This is a genomic window from Saccharibacillus deserti (assembly GCF_013618475.1).
GTDB classification, from domain to species: Bacteria; Bacillota; Bacilli; order Paenibacillales; family Paenibacillaceae; genus Saccharibacillus; species Saccharibacillus deserti.
The window spans coordinates 512,065-533,411 of record NZ_JABJVN010000001.1 but is presented as its reverse complement, the minus strand read 5'-3'; the positions used below and the strand labels follow the sequence as shown (position 1 = coordinate 533,411).

Below are 21,347 nucleotides of genomic sequence, written 5' to 3'. Positions count from 1 at the left end.
AAACGCAGGCTATCCCGAATTTAGTTGCTTTAGGCTATGTCGCACCCCGTGCGGGTGCGTGGATTGAAACAAGAATTTCGAAATCCGTCCAGGCACCGAGAAGAGTCGCACCCCGTGCGGGTGCGTGGATTGAAACATGCACGGAGGCACGCTCTGGGGACTGATGTGTGGTCGCACCCCGTGCGGGTGCGTGGATTGAAACCAGCAGTCGATGCAGATTTGGAGGTGCAGGATCAGGTCGCACCCCGTGCGGGTGCGTGGATTGAAACTCCTCGATCGCTACGACGGTTATGGTCGTTATCGTCGCCCCCCGTGCGGGTGCGTGGATTGAAACGGATTGTCCGTTACCGGCACAGGGTTAAATGCGCGTCGCACCCCGTGCGGGTGCGTGGATTGAAACGCTTCATATTGTCCTCTTGTCACCCACAATTCCGTCGCACCCCGTGCGGGTGCGTGGATTGAAACGTTGATCCGGCTGCCGATCGCCTCGTCGTATCCGGTCGCACCCCGTGCGGGTGCGTGGATTGAAACTGCATGACCGAATTGAAGGACGACTCGACGTCAGCGTCGCACCCCGTGCGGGTGCGTGGATTGAAACCTCTTGCGCTTTTGCGGCTGCTGCCTTTGCTGTGTCGCACCCCGTGCGGGTGCGTGGATTGAAACCAGAACGGGTAATCGTACATGCCTTCGAGGCGCATAAGTCGCACCCCGTGCAGGTGCGTGAATTGAAACAGTGCCGTTCTGGACGCCACTGTTCAGCACAAGAAAGCCAGATACTCCATAAGGAGTATCTGGCTTTCTTTATGTATACTTCGATTCATACTTTCGGAAGACCAGACAAAAAGGCTGTCGATATTTTTCCGACAGCCTAACCTCGACTAACCCATTATTCTTTTTAGGCTCTTACAAGATAGCAGAACTTCCCTAGCTTACAGCCCGTCCAATACCTCAACCTTCAACCCGTTCAATTCGCCCAACTCTACTTTGTAATCTTCAAAAGCTCTCGGCTCATCCATCTGCGTGGTTACCTGGAGCAGCCGATGTACCTTCGCAGACGAATACTGGCCGAGCTTGGAGCTGTGTTCCCACCAGTATACGTTGTGCACTTCCATGCTGCCGTCCGGTCTGGCAGAAGAGACATCGTTGGCGAACAGCGTACGCAGAGCTTCCTTGATCTTCTCCGCATCCTCTAGCGTAAAGCCTGTTTTCTCAGCCAGCTGCGTGTTGATACTGCCGCAAAAGACGTACACGCCGAAGTCGACCCGGTGCTTCATGCCCATTGTATCCGATCCCCGGTCGCTGCCCGGTTCGGAATTGACGCTTTTCGTAATCTGGGTACTCGTAATGTCGATCGGGCTGACGCTGGTGGCCGGATGGAGAGAAACAGGTCCTCGGACTCCGACCGATACGCCTTCGCCTTTGGTACTCGCCTTGAACGCGAATACCTGTCCGAAGCTGCGTACGTCGATCCATTCCCGACAGGCGGCGGCTGCAAAATCGTCGCCCGAACTGCCTTTCGTTTTCATCAGTTTGTTCAATTCGGCATTGCCGTCGGCCCGTTCTCTCAAGCTTCCGAAAGCATCGTTTTTGCGATCGTTGGATTGGACGAATACGGATTCGCCGAGATCCTGCAGCCGGTTGCGGATTTTGCGTTTCAGCGAAACGTCGGACATTTCTCCGAAGCCGTCGTAATTTTGGCGCGGACGGTTGCCGTTCAGCGGATCTCCGTTAGGGTTGGCTTTGGTCACGGAAAGTACTACGGCAAAGTCGATTTTATGATCCAGCGTCGTCATTTATTATTTTCCCCTTCGGCTGTAGGATTTTGATCGGAATCTGTGGTCGATTGATCTTCGTTCTTACCTTTCTTTTGATACAATTCATGCCGCTGGCTGTAAAAACCAAGCAGATATTTTCCCGTAAGCGGCTTGTTGTTGAACTCGTCGATTGGAATACGCGAAGCGACTTCGTCGATTTGCATGGAATAATAGGTGGCATCTCGGCCAAGCCGGGCTTGGTGAGGTTGAATCGCGGCTTGAATAGTCTGCCAGGTCCGCTCCGGATGCCGGGCAAAAGCGTTCATGTAACGAATGGCGTTCGTCGATCTTTTCTCTTCTCTGCCAAGCGCGCTGCGTTCCAGCACATCGGCAAGCGCGAGCAAACGGCCAAACAGATAACTGCGATCTTGATTCTCTTTGTCCAGGCTCAACGGGTAGCCCTCCCTTTGATTAATGAGTGAGCAGGCGATGCTCAGTGTCTTCTCCCACTCCCAGCGATCCATCGAGACCGGGTTGGAAGCGCGATTCGTCACGCTGCGCACAATGTCCATCGGAACTTTGCCGCCGTCAACGATGCAGGGCAGCATTCGTTCCATTAATCCTTTGATGACTTTGTCGCCGGCTTTGGAACCGTAAGCGGCCAACGCGATATCCCGAGGCGCTGGCGCCCCGTAGAACACGACCGGATTACCTTCGTTATTTTTGCGGTAACGGTGCAGCCAGGCGGAGCTTTTTTGCCATTCAAGCAGGCGCTCAAAGTAGAGTTCCTTGTTCATACTGCGATAATACAAAACAGCCATACGGCCGGTCGTCGCGGAGTCGAGAATAAGGATACTGATTTGATCGTCCGCCCAGTTCAGGTCACCGCGATAACCGCCAAGCATTTTATTGAATTCCTTAGCCAGCTCCTGGCTCGTATACACCGGAGTCTCGGTCTCTTCTGGCTTTTGGCTTTGATCTTGATCGGGGTTCAAAAATTGTTCCAACGCCAACCTGTCGTCCATCGGATCGGGGGCGATCAGATCCTGGTAGCTCCAGACGAGAAACACCCGATTGTCGATAATCTTGCCCTGGCGGTTGATCAGCCATTTTAGCGCGTTATGCGCTTTCTGAGAGACATCGTAGCCGATCGCAGCCGCGTCGCCGCTCTGCGTGAATCTGCCGCGAAACGTAAAACCGCTCGTATCGTTGGAGGAGATCAGCTTCGCTTTATCGCCGGAATTGCGAATTTTATTCGCGTGACGTTCCGTAGCCGGAAGTTTGTCTCCGGTAACGTAGCAGTAATCCTCCCCGCCCAACTGCCGGCTGTAATGCCGAATAAACGAGTCGTACATCTCCGCGTCGCGCCATACTTTATCCAAAATTTCATGCGGCGAATGGATGGTAAAACGCACCAGCGCGCTCTCCTGCTCACCGGCCAGTACCGAGAAGATTTTCGGCTTCTCGCCGTGCAGCGCTTCGTACTTTTTGTCCCATTTGCCGATCAGCTTATCTTCTTCATCCAGAAAAAGAACTTTCTCGTTCACCAGATCCTCGATCAGCCGCCGCTGACTCAAATAACGGTAGATACTTTTGACTTTTTCGGTGGCATCCGGCGAGTTCGCCCAATCGCCAAGCTGCTGGATATAAGCGGCAAAAGGCTCTTCTTTCTTAATCTGACCGCCGTAAGCGACAAAATCTCCCGCTACGTAGCTCAATTTGTCGTGCAGCGGATACGGCGCTATTTTGGAACCGGCGCGGCTGGACGATTCTTCTGTGCAAGGAATTAGCGTATCCGCGTCTTCCTTCTCTACGACAACTGCGCCGTGAAAAGTTCCGTCCATCGTCAACGTCACTTCGATATGGGCGTTCTGCGTCGTATGCGCGATCGGCAGCAGCGTATACTCGCGTCCGTTATACTTTTTTTCAATCCGGCCGACCTGGCCTAGATTCGATTCGTAGGTCTTATACAAATTCAGCAGCAGGCTCATAACCGTCCCTCCGCTTCCATCTGCGCCAGCAGTTCATCCGCCGTCTCCAATCGTTCCCCGGAAAAAGACTTGGGCGTCATCTCGGCGATATCGCGAACTTGCGTGCACGCTTCGGGAGGAATAAATCGAATGATCCCGTTCTCCATGACCGGCTGCCAGAGACGAACCTCCAGTCGGTTTCGGTTGGTCTCGTCGGGGTAGTTGAGGCCGTGAACCATAGTGCCGAGCGGAATCTCGGAGATTGTGTCGTAAAACCCCGTTCCTTCATTAAAGTCGCAAGATTCGACATAGGCCTGGCATTCTCGCGCACCCAGAAAAATATCCCGGCGGCCGCCCGCGTTGACGGAACGTTTCAAAATATTGTGGTGCTTGTGCTCGTTGCGGTCGTGCTCAAGTTCCGGACGATTCATGTTGAACACAAAATGAGCGCGCACATGGTAGCAGGGATCTTTCAGATAGGTGTAGTTGGCCAGCGTATTGCCTCCTCCGTATTCCATGGGGCGGATGCCTTTGGACTCCATGCGGATCGGGTTCATGATGCGGACTTCGTCGATGTAGTACATGATGGTGGGCTTCCAGTATATACTTTCGCATATGCCTTTGAGCGCTTGATAGGTAGGCACATTGTACGTCAGTTTCTCTCCGCCGATCTTCGTCAATGGGTCGGTGAACAGTGCATACTTTCCGTAAACTTTAAATTCGATGCTGTTGCGCATAGCGAAGGATTCCTCCTTTCGTTTAATTAGGAAATGTGTGGGTTAGGAGAATCTACCAGAAGTTTAAACTAGCTAACTTGCTTAGTCAATATGGATACAGGAACCTACCTCATTCATATAAAGGCAGATTTTTAATCATGCTTCATTCATGGCACAAAAAAAGCCCGTTCAATTTGAACGGACTTTCTGACCTGTGATTTGTTCATAAAATGCTGCGGATTCCCGCTTCATTTCCGCAACCGCTGTGGGTCTCATTTGTTCTTGTTTTTGCTGGAGGTAATCGGAAACTTCCTTACGAGCTGCTTCTTTTTCGCTCTCAGGCGTAGGTACGATAAGAAGCTCTGTAGGGATTTTGGAAATTTCATGCCTATTGAGTTCAGGAAGCCTTCTAATTCTCGGCATTCAATCATCTCCTTTACATTCAACTTTGTCCAAGCTCAAGCCCGTACTCTTCCCGATACCCTGCCTCTGCCAGCACCAGCACACGGTTTTCCAAACCCGGAATCAACCATCCCCGATTTTTCAAATTCTCTTTTTCATACTCTCGAATGTTTATCGTATACGCCTGTGCTTCGCGCAGCAGCCGCGTCAGTTCGGCAATGGTAGGAACGCTCGAGTCCTCGGATGTTAACCGCTGAATGAGCTGCTTCCCTTCCCTGTAAGGCACAATCACGGAAGTCGTTGTTCCGTGGATCGCTTCGAAATGTTCGGCAGCCGTTCCGTAACTGTCTGCAAGCATCAAAGGGTACTTGGCTGCCGCTCCATGTTTACTCCGGTACGCCATCAAGTAACTCTTCCCTTTTGGCCCCGCCGACAGCAGATCGGTCATATTTCGATCCAACTTTAACACGGGATAGTTCAGATCAGCTTGAAACTCCGTATAAAATTCCCTGAAATATCGTTCCATCGCAGCCGCCGACAGCAGATCTCCTCCATATAGAGACGGATCGGTCCGCAGATCGCGCAGCATTTTTCCGATAATCGTTCGGCCTGCGCGTACTTCCCGAAGATAATTCAGGTTTTCTTCGGCATGTTCAATCATATAGACCGGGCGCTCCGCTTCTTCGCCGTGCCGATTGCAGCGGCCCGCCGCCTGCGCGATCGAGTCCAGACCGGCAAGCGAACGGATCACGCAGCGGAAGCTGATATCGACGCCCGCCTCAATAAGCGCCGTACTTACGCAAATCACCGGAAGCCGCTGCTTGAGACGATTTTTTACGGCAGCCAGAATGTCTTTGCGATGTGCGGGACACATATTCGTGCTGAGGTGATAGACTTCTTCTTCTGGCCCGATTTCACGCAGCCTGCGGTACAGCTTTTTGACGACGGATCGGGTGTTTAAAATAACCAGCACGCTCTTGGCTTCTTCCGCGGCTTCAAGCGTAAACTGCGCAAGCGCCTCGGTTCCCATAGATCCTTCTTTTGTCCGATCCACCATATTCACGCGGCGAAAAGCTCGCGCTACTTCGTTCAGGTCGGGCACGATCTCGGCATCCGGTTCGACTTCCAGCCGATTGCGGACAAATCCCAGCTCCGGCTGCGTAGCCGTACACAACAAAATGCTGGAGTTTCCACGCTGTTTCAGGAAATTTACGGCTTGGTTAAACAAAGAAACGCAGGATACCGGCACTTTTTGCACCTCGTCGAAAACGATCACGGCTTCCCCAAGATTATGCAGACGGCGAATGCTGCGTGTGCCTCCCGCATAAAAAGCATTCAGAAACTGCACCATCGTCGTGAACACGATCGGGGAATCCCAGTTGTCTTTGGCCAACCGCAACTTTTGCCGTATGGAATGTCCCGCTTCGTCATATTCGTCCTCGGCTTCCTTTTCTTGTTCCGCAACATTTGAGTGATGCTCCAGAATGTTGGCATCGTCTTGTAAAATCGTCCGGACTTCCGCCGCGTTCTGCTCGATGATCGTGGTGTACGGAACGACGTAAACGATACGCTTTTTGTCAAATTGTTCGGCATGCTTTAGTGCATAACGCAGACTGGCCAACGTTTTGCCTCCGCCGGTCGGAATCGACAGCGTATAAATTCCCGAGGGGCGAGCAGCAAAAGCTTCGCACTGCTCGGACATCCGCTGCCGCAGCGCATTGATCGGCGAGACGACGTCCGAAGCGGCACGAAAGAAATCGATCCGGCTCAGCAGCCGCCGATGGTAGAGCCCGAACAATTCTTTTCGCTCAGCCGACTCCTGTTCCCCTTCCCGATTTTCTTCAAACAACCGGGCGTCCGTCCGATCCGCGTCGATCAGCGCACTGAAGATGAATTTGCTGAGCAGCATCGCTTTATGATCCACGCTCCCTTTGCCCGTTTTCATATAACTTCCCAGCTCTTCGGCAGCGCGATTCACATAGTGATCAAATTCGACTTCGCTCATGACTTCGGCAAAAAAAAGCTCCGGCATCCGGTCGTATTCGGGTATTTCTTTCTCCTTTACACGCTGCAAATATTTCGACTCCAAATTCGGACCGATAAAATCGTGCAAATAAGCATGATGGGAAATGACCGCGTTGCCGACTACTTCCGACAAAAGCTTCAAAATCAACCGACCAGGCTGAGCAGAATCATGAAATCGGTCGAACAGCCATTTGCCGCCTGCCGTCGAATGGTCTACGCTGCCTCTTTTGGGTGCAAGATCAGGCGAATAGACAGCCTCTCGAATATAAGTCTGAAAAGCTTCGGCATATTTTCCCAGATCGTGCAGAAGACCGGCCAAACCGGCGATATGCGCGGCTCCGATCCGGCTTCCTATCTGTTCGGCCGAATCCCGGACACGAATCAAATGATTCGCGAGAAGCTGTTCCTCTTTGTCCGATTGGCGAATATGTGCGATGTATTTCATGCTTGGCCCCCCTTGTCGAGAACGTCTTTCTCCAACTATACACGCATCCCAATATAAAGATCACTAACTAAATATTCTCATCTGCTACTTAATATTTCTCACTTTCTGGAGGTAAAAGGGTACGCGTTTATACGTCAGCCGAAAAGTGCGAACGTGAAGCTCCCATAAAATCCCCGGGAGGTTCGCACCCCGTGCGGTATAAGGGATGAGATCGTTTTACTTGTGTTTTTGTATCGGTTTATGTAGGCTGAATTTGAGGTTCGCACTTTTAAGCTCTGGAAGTCTTGCTGGGCTTGGTTTAAAAGTGGGCGCAGTCGCTCCCCATGCGGGAGCGTGGATTGAAACGCGAAAACATTGCTGCTTATTACAAAAAAGCTAACGTCGCTCCCCATGCGGGAGCGTGGATTGAAACATCGCTTGGTTACCAGATATCCAAGCAGCCTGGGGTCGCTCCCCATGCGGGAGCGTGGATTGAAACTTCAAAGCAACATTAATGGTGTCGCTACGTTAGCGTCGCTCCCCATGCGGGAGCGTGGATTGAAACAATGAGACGGTAGGAGCGTGAACGATATGTTGAGGTCGCTCCCCATGCGGGAGCGTGGATTGAAACCCGGCAATCGCCGCACATGTAACGGCCCATGCCCGGGTCGCTCCCCATGCGGGAGCGTGGATTGAAACCTGATCGCCAAAACTTAATATTATCAATCAAAGCATCATGTCGCTCCCCATGCGGGAGCGTGGATTGAAACGTATACGGATAATTGCGTATTTAGTATTGAAGAAGGTCGCTCCCCATGCGGGAGCGTGGATTGAAACCAACGCAGGCCGACCGGGGTCATTGGTCGCGGGCGTCGCTCCCCATGCGGGAGCGTGGATTGAAACTTTTTGTCGTCCGTCATTGGGTCTTCACACTCCTGTCGCTCCCCATGCGGGAGCGTGGATTGAAACGCGGAGATCGGGCGCCTCGACCAGCAGATAACCGCGTCGCTCCCCATGCGGGAGCGTGGATTGAAACAAACGCAAATCAGCGTACAAACGGGCACCAATACGTCGCTCCCCATGCGGGAGCGTGGATTGAAACGAACAGGGCATGGCCAATGTTTATTCGGTTATGTGTCGCTCCCCATGCGGGAGCGTGGATTGAAACGTTTCGGCCGCCCGAATACGCGTTGCGCTCGACCGTCGCTCCCCATGCGGGAGCGTGGATTGAAACCTATCTGTTGAAACATTGGGCTTAGCAGATTCGTTGTCGCTCCCCATGCGGGAGCGTGGATTGAAACTTGTACAACATTCAAGTCAAGTACCATAATGGAGTGTCGCTCCCCATGCGGGAGCGTGGATTGAAACGAACTCGATTTGACGCCGGGTTATCCGCAGTATCAGTCGCTCCCCATGCGGGAGCGTGGATTGAAACGCCCCATACGCGATCCAATACATCGTCGATCGTTGTCGCTCCCCATGCGGGAGCGTGGATTGAAACCATGATTCGGGCTGATGACCCCACCCCAATTACAAGTCGCTCCCCATGCGGGAGCGTGGATTGAAACTTCGACGAGGTTGCGCTGATGCCGCGCTCGTTCGGTCGCTCCCCATGCGGGAGCGTGGATTGAAACAACTGCAACCCGGCGGGACCGTATCACTGGTTTAGTCGCTCCCCATGCGGGAGCGTGGATTGAAACTCGACGATCTCAGAAGGGTAGAGGTGGGAGTAACAGTCGCTCCCCATGCGGGAGCGTGGATTGAAACATCTTCCGGTAGATCCTGCAATTGCAGAATCTCGTCGCTCCCCATGCCGGAGCGTGGATTGAAACAAGCCCGAGCTTTTTTCCTTCATAAACGACTTCCGGTCGCTCCCCATGCGGGAGCGTGGATTAATATTTTTTATTAATCGCCCAGGCGGCTGCGTTGAGAAGAGCATAGATTCAAACAAGCCTAGTGATACATTTGAATCAGTCAGGTTTGTTGAAGCAGCTCAATAGAAATAGCACTTAACGATAAGGTCATCCAAACGCGCCAACAAGATAGACTCCCATATGATATTTTTCAATAAGATGGCTTTGACATAGAGATTTTAGAGCCAAACAGCCTTCTATTAATTGGCGGACGGCTTAAGAGAGCAAGGGAATCACAGGTCTTGTCGATGCCAGTGAGCAAGCTTCCCTACGTCCTTCCACACACGAACTCACCCTAAAAGAACAGATCACCCAGCTGGAAACGGAACTCAAATGGCAAGCCAAGAAGCCGGAATCCAAGTAAACATGAGGTAGAACTTGGAAAAACTCAGAAGATCACGAATAGTCCCAACTCCAAATGCAAGGTACGGTGGCTGTGCCTTCTCACTCAAGTCTCCCGCCCAGGCTACTAGACAGCTGTATGATCCATTTTCTGTTTGAATTCTTATATTCATTTCTCCGTATCTTCCCGGCTCACGACATACAAATTCCCCGTCAAGCGTTCCCCCCGGTACTTCTTCCCAAGATCCAGATCCTTCTCCCGCACCAGCAGAACCACTTCCCGCCGCAGCTCTTTGTCTTCTTTTTCCGCTTCCGTACTGTGTTCCGAGATCGTTCCTTTGAACACCTGGAATCCCGACACGAAGAACAGCGGACAGGTCGCGATCGTATCGGTCTTCACGAATACGGCAATAATGAAGACAATCATCAGCAGCGATACGGCGAAATGGGTGATCGACGAATAGTCGAGGGCCAGTCTCGGCAGCAGCAGCGTCATCAGGAAAAAGGTATAGTCGCCCGCCGGAAGCTTCTCGAAGCGGCGAATCGCATACCTCCGTCCGCCGCGGTTCGCACGCACTTTTTGGACGGGTTTGCCCAGCAGCCAGACGATGACCAGACGGTAGAGCAGCAGCGAACCGCCAAGAACCGCCAGCAGAAACAGCGCCTCCGCCATCCAGATCTGTCCGCCCAGCCGCTTCGACCATTCTTCCTCGCTCAACCCTTGCCGCAGGAGGCCGTTCCGGTACAGAAATCCGCCGATCATTAGGACAATCAGCGGCGCATAAGCGGTCGTCCAGAGGATGACCGGTTCTTTTTTGCTCCACATGATCCGGCTCCTTCCTCTAGGCGCGATCGCTTTCTTGTTCTTCCGCACGGTCGATAAAGTCGGTCAGTCCGAACTCTTTGGTCAGGAACGACTGTACAATCTTGTCCGCGAAAAAATGCAGCAGAACGGTAGGCCGCCGCCCTTCCGGATACACGACCCGTTCCCGCTCCAGATCGAGAAAATCGTACAATTCCCACAGCGGCGCATACATACGGCGGTATTCCTCCGCCCGTTCGGGATGCGCGGGCACACGTTTGCGGATCATCCTCAGTTCGCCGCAGCGTTCGCCGAAGCTTCGCTCGATCGCTTCCAACTGCTTGGGTCCCATCTGTGCGAGGGTCCTTGTGTAGAAAAAAGCTCCGCAGTCCCGTTTGAACCGGTCTTTGTCCGCTTCTTCCATCTCGAAAAAAGGCAGCGACGTAATTGCCTCCAGATTGCGTTCTTTGGCTTTGAGCACATGATCGCGGTAATCGAACGCATTCTCGAACGCATCGAGTCTCGAAATATACAGTTCGTTGTCCCACAATACAAATTCGATATTCCCACCCAACTCGACCAGTTCTTCTTTGGCAAAATCCAGTTCGCCGGAACGGCCGAAAGCGAGTCTTTTGCGGGAAGCGCTCTGTTTGGGTTTGCGGTAGAAAAAGAAATGCAGCCGTTTCCCGTCAAGTTCCGTCTGCACGATCTGAAACTCGGTCTTGGCCGGATCGAGCAGCGGATCGGGGTTCGCCAGCGCGCGCAGCAGAGCCGTCTTGCGCTCGTACGGCAGCCCGATTTCCTTCTCCAGCTTCAGCCTGGCCAGCCGGTCGCGCTTTTTCACTTCCAGATGGTATTCGCCGATCTCGAAACGCCGCGAACCGTCTTCTTCCTTGATTTGCAGACGCCGCACTTCCTGCACGATCTGTCTTTTGAGCCATTCGCCCACTTCTTCCGACAGCGCAAATTCTTTGGCCCGGTAATAGCGATCCGACTCTTTCTGCTTGCGCAGCAGGAAGAATGCCAGATCGATTCCGCGCAGTTCTTCCGATGCGGACAGGCAGCTGAGCCGGGTCAGCGGATGGTTGCGGTCATTGATTCCAAGATTCATGAACAGCCTCCTTTGCGATTTTCCAACTAACCGTCAGGCCCTTGCTTCTCCGCTCAAATCCGTTTCCCGTAATACCCCCACAGCGAGAAAAATACGATCAGCATGAACAGCAGGGTACCCAGCAGGGTGATGAACGCCGTGGTATCGAGGAAACCTGCGATGACCGTGGCGACGGCGAGTCCTACAAAAGCGATCGACGTGCCAAGCGCTGCGGCGCTGCGGATAATCGCGCTTTCCCGCTCGTCGTTTTCTTTAATATACATCTTTTTGAGCGCTTCCTCACTTTTGGAGCTTCGGATATACTGCACCAGGAAACCGATAATAATCAGCTCCAGACCGAAGAAAATCCCTTGGTGGAACCCTTTTGTAAAACTGTTCAAGACGGGCAGCTCGAAACGATAAAACATAAATCCCGCGTAGATCAGAGCGATGCCTGCGGCCAGCAGCCACAAGACGCGAATCCGAATTCGTACTTTCTTCTTGAATGTTTCCATGTTCTATTCCTCCACTTCGCTAAAATCAAACACTTCTTCGATCGTCAATCCGAAATAACGGGCGATTTTGTAAGCGAGGACCAGGGAAGCCGTGTACTTGCCCACTTCGAGCGACGTAATGGTCTGGCGGGTTACGCCGACGGCCATGCCCAGTTCCTCCTGGGAAAGTTTGCGCTGCTTGCGCAGTTCGGGAATTCGGGTTTTCAATAGACGCCTCCTTACGAATTGCAATGTTTGCTTTGCACATTAAGCATAGTATACTTTGCAATATATGTACAGTTAACTTTGCAAAAAGCCAAAAAAGAACTGCCGGAATGAGATCCGCAGCTCTTTTTTTGGTTTGGGGTCTTTTGTGGATCTATGGTCTTTCCCCTGAATTCATATCACCGCCCGGCTCAACACCGCTCCGATCCCCATAAAAACAACCCCGATGCCTATCGGAACGATCGCCAGCATCACATTCGCGGCCGTCTTCAGCTTTAAGCCCTGCGGTTCGTCCCGCGGATCATCCGCCTCTACAGCTGGATCAATCCGTTCACCAGCAGCACCAAGCCAAACAGCGCGCACAGTACGCCGCCGAACGTTTTTATTCCGCTGCGGTGCCGGTCGTATTTCTTCGGCCAGATCACGTAAATGCCGAAAGCGAGCAGCAGAATGCCCATACCCAGACTGAAAAAGTGCAGCGTTCCGGCCAAAGTTTCCGCTCCCTGCCGAACCGCTTCGTCACGTGGAGACGATTCCATGTGTAGGCCCTCCTTGATCTTGGTTTTCTTTGTAATCGCTTGGGCTGCAGCCCGTATACTCCTTGAACACTTTGGAAAAATAATGCGGATCGCCGAACCCGAGCGCTTCGGCCACGTGCTTCACTTTCACTTCCGGGTCCGAGACAAGCAGGCGGCGCGCTTCGTCGATCTTCAGCTCCATATAGCGGTGGACAAAAGTGCTGCCGGTATACCGCTTGACGAGGCGGCTGATGTACGAAGGACTGACATGAAACTGCTGCGCCGCTTCCGTGATCGACAGCTGCGCGTACAGATTCTGCCGCAGATAGCGGTCGAGCTGCCCGAACAGCTCTTCTCCGCCGCGTCTGCTCGGCTCCTGCAGCCGATCGAAACGGCGTGCGCACCAATCCTGCAGCGCCTCGGCAAAAGCTTCGCGGCTGCCTGCCGCAAACAAACCCCGAATCTCTTCGTCCCCGCATCCGGCTTCTTCCGGCTCCGCCTCCGCACGGCCCGCTTCTGCGAAACCGTCCGCCAGCAGGCGCACAAACCGCTCAAGCCCGGCAAGCCGGGACGAATCGCTTGTCCAGGAAGGCAGACTTTGGCGGAGCAGCAGCAGGAAGCGCTCTTTGCTGCGCTGCGCGATCAGCTCTGCCAGCTGCGCCTGCACCGCAAGTCTTGAAGCTTCGCCGCCCGGCGGGAGATCGCTTTCCGGATCGCCCGCTCCCGGCGGTACCAGCTGCCCGCCCAGCGTCAGCCGTTCGCGAAGCGTGCGATCCAGGCTGCCGTACACGGCCGACAGCGTCCGCAGTCCCGCCGGCTCGGAAGCCTCCAGCACCGCGGCCGGAAGCCCGGCCGCTTCCAGCGCCGCCCGGACACGGTCGGCCGACAGCTTTTTCGGCACTTCCGCAGATCCCGGCACTTCCGGCTGTTCGGATTCAAGGTCCCGCTCCGGCCGGATCGTACCCGCCAGTACCAGAAATTGTCCTTCGCGAAGCGCTGGCAGTACGATCGTCCGCTCCGCACCGCTCAATTCAAGCAGGGCTTCGGCCGCTCGTTCCACGCTCCATCGGTCTGCGAAGCTTCCCGCAAACGGCCTGCGCTGTACCAGCAGCAGTTGGTGTTCGCCGGCGATCCTGCCGGCATCCGGGGGCATATCCACCAGAAATTCCGGCGATACCGCTCCTTCGAGCAGTTTGCGGTCGCTGCGCCGCTGCTCTTCCAGCTGCAGCAGCAGGCGCCGCAGCACATCCGTCACCTGCTGCTGATCCACCGGCTTGAGCAGATAATCGAACGCCTGCAGATTCAGTGCGCGCCGCACATATTCGAAGTCGCTGTATCCGCTGATAAGCACCGTCTGCAGCCGCGGATCGAATCGTTTGGCCTGTTCGATCAGACCGAGACCGTCAAGCTTCGGCATCCGGATATCCGTCAGCAGAATATCCGCGTGGCTCTGTTGAAGCTGCCGCAGCGCATCCAGACCGTTCGAAGCCGTAGCCGTCACCTCCACCGGCAGACCGGCGGCCTGAATCAGCATCCGGATATTGCGCAGAATCGGCTTGCTGTCTTCCGCAATCAAGGCCTTGTACATGCCGTCTCCTCCTTGCCGCTAATAAAAATCTTCCGTCAGCGAAGCAATGATCTGAACCGCCGCTCCCCCGCCGTCGTCCGAATGGTTGTACATATTGAAAAACAGCCGGTTTTTGTACATCAGCTGCATCCGGCGCACCGTGTTCACGATGCCCATGCCGCCGATTCCCGTCTCGCCGTACACGGACTCCGAATCGCCGGATACGGCATGGGCCTGTTTGGGCAGTCCGTTTTCTTGATTTTCCCAGGTTTCCGTCTCCCGTATCTTCCCCAGTACCTGCCGGATCGTCTCGTCGTCGAATCCGTCGCCGTTGTCGCGGATCTCCAGCGCCCACAGCCCGTTATACAGCTTGACCCGGATCCCGATCCGCCAAGGCGCATCCGCTTCCTTGAACGCATGTTCGATACAATTCTCTACGAAAGGCTGGATCACGAGACGCGGCAGACGGATATTGTCGAACGCTTTGTCCCCGTCAATGCTCCATTCCAGATCGTCTTCGTAATTGTGGCGCAGCAGCGCAAGATAGTGACCCGCATGCTCCAGTTCCTGGGTCAAGCTGACATGCTGATACGGCGAGGACACGATATAGCGCAGACTGTCCGACAGATGTTTGCACATGTCCGAGACGACTTCGTTCTTGCCTTCCTGCGCGGCGATACTGATCAGATAAAGCGTATTATGAATAAAATGCGGCGCAATCTGGGCCTGGAGCGCCGAGTTGCGTGCTGCCGCTTCCTCGTGTACGGCCAGCTTTTCCCGCTCGATCGAGATCTGCAGCCGGTTCAGCAGACCCTGGAACGATTCGCTGAGCATCAGCAGTTCGTTGTTCGAAGACGGTGTCACCACCCGCGTATCCATATTGCTGTAATTGATCCGCAGGATCTGATTGCGCAGTTTGCGGATCGGCAGCAGAAAGTTCCGGGCGGAGAAATACATATACGCGGCCGAAAAAAGAAACAGCGACGCGATCAGCAGCATCGAGACCGTCGTCACGGAATTGACCGGTCCCAGCACCACCCGCTTCGGCGTTACGGTGTAAGTAGTCCAGCCGGTCTCGCCCGACTGCGAGAACGCGATATAATCGCCGTTCGTATCCAGGTAGACACCGCTGGATTCGCCGCCCGGCGGAATCAGCGCGGACAGATCTTCCCCGGCCTGCTCGTCGGATGCGTAGATCCGTTTCCGGTCGGCATCCAGCACGATCACATCGCTGCCCGAAGTGCCGGCCGCCGCCGAACGGCGCAGCATTTCCTGCCGAAGCTGAATCGCCATATACCCGAAGACTTTGCCGTTCTGATTCAGTATCGCCCGGACAAAAAAGACGCGGGTCGGACTCTGGCGATACAGCGCGTAACCGTTTTCATCCCAACTCGCGTAGCGGCCGCTTTCTTCGAGAAAAGGCAGGAGCGACGAGGGATTGCCCGGCGCGCCGATAAAAGTGGTCAGCAGACTGCCGCGCAGATCGTAAAGCGCCACGTCTTCGATATTCATACTCGGGCCGATCGCCTGAAACATGATCTCCCTCAATTTGCGGCTGCGCGCCAATCCTTCCACCGTCAGACGCGAGTCGCTGCCGGAAGGCATGAGCGTAAAGATCTCCTGGCTGGACAGGATCCGCTGCGACAGCTGGTTCTGCCCGTCGATATACAGATTCAGCTGATCGCCGATCTTGGCAGCATTCAAGCTCATTTCGTTCTCTGTCGTTGCCCGCAGCGGGCGGACCACAACCTGGTTGACGTACACGCCGAAGCTGCCCATCACGATCATCAGGAGCACGGCGAAAGCCAGCAGAAACTTGGTCTGGAGACTGGCCTGTCCGCCGCCGATTTTGATTTTTTGCAAAAGCACCGCGGAACCTCCCATGCCGTGTTGATGATCATACTGTACAATACAAACCCGGAAATGGACAAGGAGGTTGAGGCGCGGGACGAGACGTTTTTTCGGGCGAAGTCCCGCTGCGGCGGAATAACGGTGTGACGACCTTTATTTGGCCCGGGGGCAGCGTACGGGCTTGGGAAATCGAAGAGCTTGGAGAGAGTAGAGAAATCGCAAAGATTGAAGGGAATGAGAGACTTGAAAGATTTCAAAGGCATGAAAAGCTTGAAAAGATTAAAAGAACGAAGAGCAAGCTTGTTGGGATCAAAAGGTCGAGGATGGCTCCTCTTACACCTTTTGATCTTCGCTTGCTCTTCGTTGGGCGCCCGAAAGACTGAGGAACGGATGGTCCATCCGCTTCTTGGTCTTTCGGGCTTTGTTCAGGATATTACACCCAAAGAGTAAAGCCCAGCCATGTACCGCCGCCCTTCCGCCCTCTATAATTCATATTTGTAAGCGGATTCAGTCGTGGATCGCAAAGTCTCACTCGGCGGCAGGAAGAAGATCGATCATTTACAAGGGGGCGCTAACATGAATCAAAAAACAAAAAAAATCGCGGCGGGACTGCTCGGAGGACTGATGGCGGTATCGCTGGCGGCATGCGGCGGAGGGAATGCTTCACCTGGCGGTTCGACGGCGGCCGGAGGCAGCGGAAGCTCAAGCAGCAGCAGCGGCGGAAGCGGCACCACGATCGAACTGGCCATTTCCAAAAGCTCGCAGGATTCGGCATTCGTGCAGCAGGATCTGCTTGATGGTTTTGAGAAAGAAACGGGCATCAAAGTCAATCTCCAGCTGCTGCCGGCCGAGCAGACGGCGACGGTGCTTCAGACGAAACTCGCGGTCGACGAGACGCCGGATATCGTGCAGTACAACCTGGCCAGTGCGACCACCGATCTGAATCTGGAGCGCAATTTCGAGATTCTGGACGATCAACCCTGGGTCAGCCGCCTGGAGAACAAGGAAGTGCTGTCCGCCTACGGGCATGTCTACAGCTTCCACGTCAGCCAGGACACGGGCATGCAGGGCGTGGTGTACAACAAGGATATTTTCGAAGAACTGGGCTTGAGCGTGCCGACCGACTTCGAAGAATTCCTCGCCGTCTGCGAGAAGATCAAAGCCGCGGGCATCACGCCGGTCTTCATGCCGTACAAAGACAACTGGGCCGCCAACGTCTGGCCGGCTGCCGCTTTTGCCGACTATGCGGACAAAAATGACCCGACCCTGTTCGAAGAAATCAACTCGGGCAAGAAAAAGTGGGCCGATGTCCCGGCATTCGCGGATATTTTGCAGCAGCAGTACGAAGTGTATGAAAAAGGCTATACCAACGGCGATGTACTGAGCGACAGCTACGATATGGCCGTAGGCAAATTCCTGGGCAAAGAAGTGGCCATGATGTTCATGGGCGACTGGCTGATCCAGAATGTCGCCGAGAACGATCCGGAGATGAAGCTCGGCTTGTTCCCGATTCCCTACACGGCGGACGCCAAGCTGGGAGCGAGCCCGCTGGGCGGTCAGCTGTTTATTCCGAAAAAAGCCAAACACCTGGAAGAAGCGAAGAAGTTCCTGGACTACGTAGCCCGCAAAGACGTGGCGCAGGGTATCGTCGACAAACAAAAATACGTCTCGATCTTCAGCGACGTGACGACTCCGGAACTGCCGGAATATAAACAGGAGATCGTCGACAACTATATTACGCCGAAGAAAACGATTCTGACGGTAGACGCCCATATGCTGGTCGACCGCAGCGAGCTCTACCGGCTGCTTCAGGATCAATTCGCCGGCGGCATCGACGCCGAGGGCGTATTGACGGCTTGGGACGAGAAATTCGCCCAATTGATGAAAGACAAAGAAATCGCGGGATTCTGATCCGGAGTGTGACACGATGAAAATATCCAGAAAACTGTATTCGTATTATCTGATTCTGCCTGCCCTGCTGATCTACTGCGTCTTCTTCGTCGTTCCCGCGCTGACCGGTCTGTACTATTCGTTCACGGACTGGCGTCTCGACCGGGTCGGCATCAAGTTTATCGGATGGGCCAATTTCGAGCGCATCTTCACCGACAAGACGCTGCTGCTTGCGATCAAGAACACGCTGATCTTCGCGGTCGCGACCGTGATCGGCAAAAATTTGATCGGTCTGGCGCTTGCGATCGCGTTGAACATGCGGCTCAAGACGCGCAATATTCTACGGGCGGTCTTCTATTCCCCTTCCATTCTAAGCGTACTGGTCATCAGCATCGTCTTCACGCCCATGCTGCGCTCGGAAGGCACGATCAACCGGATTTTCGAATCGGCCGGTCTCGGCTTTTTGAGCCAGAGCTGGCTGACCGATCCGCAGATCGTCATCTGGACCGTCGCCGCCGTATCGGTCTGGCAGCACGCCGGATTCCAAATGGCGATCTACCTGGCCGGCCTGCAGTCGATTCCCAAAGACTACTACGAAGCCGCGACGATCGACGGCGCCGGCGCATGGAGAAGCTTCCGCAGTATCACGCTGCCGCTCCTCCTCCCCGCCCTCAATATCAACTTGATGCTGACGCTGATCGGCGGCCTGAAAGTCTTCTCCGAAGTGTTCGTTCTGACCGGCGGCGGTCCGGGCAACGCCTCGCAGGTTGTCGGAACCATTATCCTGCGTTCGTTCGGCGAAGGCAGTTGGGGACTCGGTACCGCGGTCAATACGCTGCTGTTTGCGGCCGTGACGATTATCGCCATTCCGCTGCTGATCTTCATGCGCCGCAAGGAGGTATCCGAATAATGAATTACACCCGCAAAATGGCCTGGCGCAATGTCCTGGTCGAAGGCTTTCTGATCCTGGCTTCGCTGATCGTCATCCTGCCGATGCTCGTCATGATCTTCGGCAGCTTCATGAACAATATCGAAGTCATGAAGTTTACGCTGCGCCTGCCGAGCGAATGGCATTTCTCCAATTATGTGACCGTGTTCCAAGAAGGCGGCCTGGCGAGAGCGTTCTGGAACGGCCTGCTGATCACCGGCGTCTCCTGCGCGGCGAATATCGTGACTTCTTCGGCCGCCGCCTTTATCCTCACACGCCGCGATACGAAATTGTCGAACTTCCTGTACATGTTTTTCTTTATGGGACTGATTGCGCCGATGTCCGTCATCACCACGATTCGCGTCGTGCAGGCTTTCGGATTCTACGGCAGCATCACAAGCGTTATCTTCATTTATGCTTCGCTCAACACCGCTTTCAGCGTCTTTTTATACAGCGGTTTTATCCGTTCGATCCCCAAAGCGCTCGACGAAGTGGCTTTTCTGGAAGGGGCGGGTACGCTAAGCGTCTTTTTCAAAATTATTACTCCGCTGATCCTGCCGGTCAACGCGACGGTCGCGATTATGGTGTTCATGTCCGTCTGGAACGATATCACGATTCCGCTGTATTTCCTGACCGACAGCTCCGACTGGACCATGCCGCTCTCCGTCTACAATTTCTACGGAAAGTTCAGCCGCGACTGGAATCTGATCTTCGCCGATCTGGTACTGACTTCCCTGCCCGTGTTCATTCTGTATCTGTTCTGCCAAAAGTATATCGTGAGCGGTCTGACGGCCGGCGCGGTAAAAGGCTGATTGAATAGGCTGACCGCCGACCCTCGCAAAAAAGGACTCCGATCGGATCATCGGGGTCCTTTTTGTACTTTATTCAAGTCGATGCATGGAGCGGTCCGAATCCGCCCAAGATCCAGGACTTGACGCCGGCGTTGAACTTGTCAGTCCGCGCGATACAGCAGCGACAGCGCGCTTTTTCCGGCCAATTCAAAATTCAGCGTACGGTCCGCCTGCCGCCCGCTCGGGGAAAGATTCGGGTCCGCGTTCGCAAGCTCCGGCAGCGACAGGGTAATCCGCCGCGTCGTCTCTGCGTCATTGAACAGAACGACGGCGATCGAGCCGTCCGTGTTCTCGAACGCAGCCGAGCGGACATCCGGCTCTGCGCAGGATGATCCGATTCGCACCGCGCCGGGACGGATAATGCTGCTGAAATGGGCCAGCGCATAATAGTCGAGCGTATACGTCAGCTCGCCGGTCGACTGATTCACCTGCACGATGCCGCGGCAGGTGCTCTGCCCGAAGCCCGGCACGGTCGGGCCGTTATGTTCGTCGAGCGCCATATTCCACAAGACGAACGATTGGCTGTTGTGGCGCAGGATCTCGATCCCGGTGCGCAGCACGTTCGAGAAAGCCTGTTCGAACGGAGGAATCCACTCGCCGCCGGATCCTTCGGTGAAATGGACTTCTTTGCCGGGCATGGCCTGCAAGACCTCGGACTGGGCCGAAGCCTCGCCGCCGTACCAATGCCAGGCGACGCCGTCCACCGAATCTCCCGCGCCTGCCAGCACTTCCAATGGATAATCCGGCCGGTCCCAGTTGTGGTCGTAGCACAAGATTTTTGTATCGATTCCCGCGCGCTTGAACGCCGGCTTGAGATGATCGCGGATAAAGACAGTCTGCACGTTGGCCGGCATCAGCATGCTCGGGTAATGCAGCGGCTCATACAGCGCTTCGTTCTGCGGTGTCACCGCGTAAATCGGCAGCCCGTGCTCCCCGTAGGCCTGAATATAACGAACGAAATAATCCGCGAATACTCGATAACAGTCCGGCTTGAGACGCCCGCCCAACATGGAGCCGCTTGTCTTCATCCAGCCCGGCGCACTCCACGGAGACGCCATCAGTTTGATGTCGGGATTCAATTCTAGCGCCCGCTTGAGCAGCGGGATGATATCGGCTTCGTCGTGCGCGACCTTGAACTTCGCAAGTTCAAGGTCGCTTGCGCCTTCCGGCAGGTCATCGTAGCTGTAGATGCTGCGGGCGTAATCCGACGCGCCCATCGGATTGCGGAGAACCGACAATCCGATGCCTTCATTCGCATCGAACAGCTTGACCATCAATTCTTCACGCTGCGCTTCGCCGAGCACTCCGTGAATCAGATAGGCGGACGAATCGGTAAACGAAGCCCCGAATCCGTCCATACGCTGACCGCGTTCCCGAATATCCAGAGCGACGTGTACCGCCCGATCCGCTGATTCTGCGCTTCCTGCCGCTTTGTCCTTAAGCAGTGCGTCTGGCGTTTCGCTATCCGATATCGCCTCCGCGCTTGTTAGCTGCTCAAGACTCAGCTCCCGGAACAGGTCGTGTTCGCCCCGCGAACGGTAAATCGTCCATTTCGTCATCTTCTTTCCTCCACTCTGAGGCTGCG

General features: G+C 54.6%; 16 protein-coding genes and 2 CRISPR repeat arrays (1 of these 18 running past the window's edge). Of the genes, 3 read left to right on the top strand and 13 right to left on the bottom strand.

Features of this window, described 5'->3' with window-relative positions; translation table 11 throughout:
* Positions 1 to 732: a CRISPR direct-repeat array (repeat unit 32 nt; unit sequence GTCGCACCCCGTGCGGGTGCGTGGATTGAAAC); it reaches 296 nt to the left of the window's first position.
* A gap of 197 nt (positions 733 to 929) precedes the next feature.
* From cas7c to HOP44_RS02315, 12 genes are all read right to left on the bottom strand, one after another.
* Positions 930 to 1,793 (bottom strand): type I-C CRISPR-associated protein Cas7/Csd2, encoded by an 864-nt coding sequence (cas7c, locus tag HOP44_RS02370; protein WP_172250204.1) that lies wholly within the window; start codon positions 1,791 to 1,793, stop codon positions 930 to 932.
* Complete coding sequence (gene cas8c / locus HOP44_RS02365; protein WP_172250202.1) at positions 1,790 to 3,745, bottom strand: type I-C CRISPR-associated protein Cas8c/Csd1; 1,956 nt, start codon at positions 3,743 to 3,745, stop codon at positions 1,790 to 1,792. The genes cas7c and cas8c overlap by 4 nt, the downstream gene beginning before the upstream one ends.
* Positions 3,742 to 4,461, bottom strand: a complete 720-nt coding sequence (cas5c, locus tag HOP44_RS02360; RefSeq protein ID WP_172250200.1) for a type I-C CRISPR-associated protein Cas5c — start codon at positions 4,459 to 4,461, stop codon at positions 3,742 to 3,744. Before cas5c ends, cas8c begins: the two co-directional genes overlap by 4 nt.
* A gap of 168 nt (positions 4,462 to 4,629) precedes the next feature.
* Entirely contained in the window at positions 4,630 to 4,863 is a 234-nt protein-coding gene (locus HOP44_RS02355) for a hypothetical protein (protein WP_172250198.1), read from the bottom strand.
* Positions 4,864 to 4,882: 19 nt separating this feature from the next.
* Positions 4,883 to 7,312 carry a CRISPR-associated helicase Cas3' gene (gene cas3 / locus HOP44_RS02350; RefSeq protein WP_172250196.1) on the bottom strand — a complete coding sequence of 810 codons (2,430 nt, stop codon included), beginning with the start codon at positions 7,310 to 7,312 and terminating at the stop codon, positions 4,883 to 4,885.
* A gap of 313 nt (positions 7,313 to 7,625) precedes the next feature.
* A CRISPR array of direct repeats spans positions 7,626 to 9,190; the repeat unit is 32 nt; unit sequence GTCGCTCCCCATGCGGGAGCGTGGATTGAAAC.
* Between the two features lie 525 nt (positions 9,191 to 9,715).
* Positions 9,716 to 10,372, bottom strand: coding sequence for a hypothetical protein (locus HOP44_RS02345; protein ID WP_172250194.1), 657 nt, complete (start codon positions 10,370 to 10,372; stop codon positions 9,716 to 9,718).
* Between the two features lie 16 nt (positions 10,373 to 10,388).
* The gene (locus tag HOP44_RS02340) at positions 10,389 to 11,459 is read right to left on the bottom strand and encodes a Kiwa anti-phage protein KwaB-like domain-containing protein (RefSeq protein ID WP_172250192.1); all 1,071 of its coding nucleotides are present in this window, start codon (positions 11,457 to 11,459) and stop codon (positions 10,389 to 10,391) included.
* A gap of 53 nt (positions 11,460 to 11,512) precedes the next feature.
* Entirely contained in the window at positions 11,513 to 11,953 is a 441-nt protein-coding gene (locus tag HOP44_RS02335) for a hypothetical protein (protein ID WP_172250190.1), read from the bottom strand.
* 3 nt (positions 11,954 to 11,956) lie between these two features.
* Positions 11,957 to 12,160 (bottom strand): helix-turn-helix transcriptional regulator, encoded by a 204-nt coding sequence (locus HOP44_RS02330; RefSeq protein ID WP_172194795.1) that lies wholly within the window; start codon positions 12,158 to 12,160, stop codon positions 11,957 to 11,959.
* A 308-nt stretch (positions 12,161 to 12,468) separates the two neighbouring features.
* A complete protein-coding gene (locus HOP44_RS02325) occupies positions 12,469 to 12,696 on the bottom strand; it encodes a hypothetical protein (RefSeq protein ID WP_172250188.1) in 228 nt (75 codons plus the stop codon).
* Positions 12,677 to 14,263 (bottom strand): response regulator transcription factor, encoded by a 1,587-nt coding sequence (locus tag HOP44_RS02320; RefSeq protein ID WP_172250186.1) that lies wholly within the window; start codon positions 14,261 to 14,263, stop codon positions 12,677 to 12,679. Before HOP44_RS02320 ends, HOP44_RS02325 begins: the two co-directional genes overlap by 20 nt.
* 18 nt (positions 14,264 to 14,281) lie before the next feature.
* Positions 14,282 to 16,111, bottom strand: a complete 1,830-nt coding sequence (locus HOP44_RS02315) for a cache domain-containing sensor histidine kinase (RefSeq protein ID WP_343059711.1) — start codon at positions 16,109 to 16,111, stop codon at positions 14,282 to 14,284.
* Between the two features lie 558 nt (positions 16,112 to 16,669).
* Between HOP44_RS02315 and HOP44_RS02310 the strand changes: the two genes are divergently transcribed.
* From HOP44_RS02310 to HOP44_RS02300, 3 genes are read left to right on the top strand one after another with little or no spacing between them, the layout of a single operon-like run.
* Complete coding sequence (locus tag HOP44_RS02310) at positions 16,670 to 18,004, top strand: ABC transporter substrate-binding protein (RefSeq protein WP_172250182.1); 1,335 nt, start codon at positions 16,670 to 16,672, stop codon at positions 18,002 to 18,004.
* Positions 18,005 to 18,020: 16 nt separating this feature from the next.
* Entirely contained in the window at positions 18,021 to 18,893 is an 873-nt protein-coding gene (locus HOP44_RS02305; protein ID WP_172250180.1) for a carbohydrate ABC transporter permease, read from the top strand.
* Positions 18,893 to 19,723: a carbohydrate ABC transporter permease gene (locus tag HOP44_RS02300; protein ID WP_172250178.1), complete on the top strand. Its 831-nt coding sequence runs from the start codon at positions 18,893 to 18,895 to the stop codon at positions 19,721 to 19,723. The genes HOP44_RS02305 and HOP44_RS02300 overlap by 1 nt, the downstream gene beginning before the upstream one ends.
* A gap of 140 nt (positions 19,724 to 19,863) precedes the next feature.
* Here the strand turns inward: HOP44_RS02300 and HOP44_RS02295 are convergent, their stop codons facing one another.
* The gene (locus HOP44_RS02295; RefSeq protein ID WP_172250176.1) at positions 19,864 to 21,321 is read right to left on the bottom strand and encodes a glycoside hydrolase family 30 protein; all 1,458 of its coding nucleotides are present in this window, start codon (positions 21,319 to 21,321) and stop codon (positions 19,864 to 19,866) included.
* Between the last annotated feature and the right edge of the window lie 26 nt (positions 21,322 to 21,347).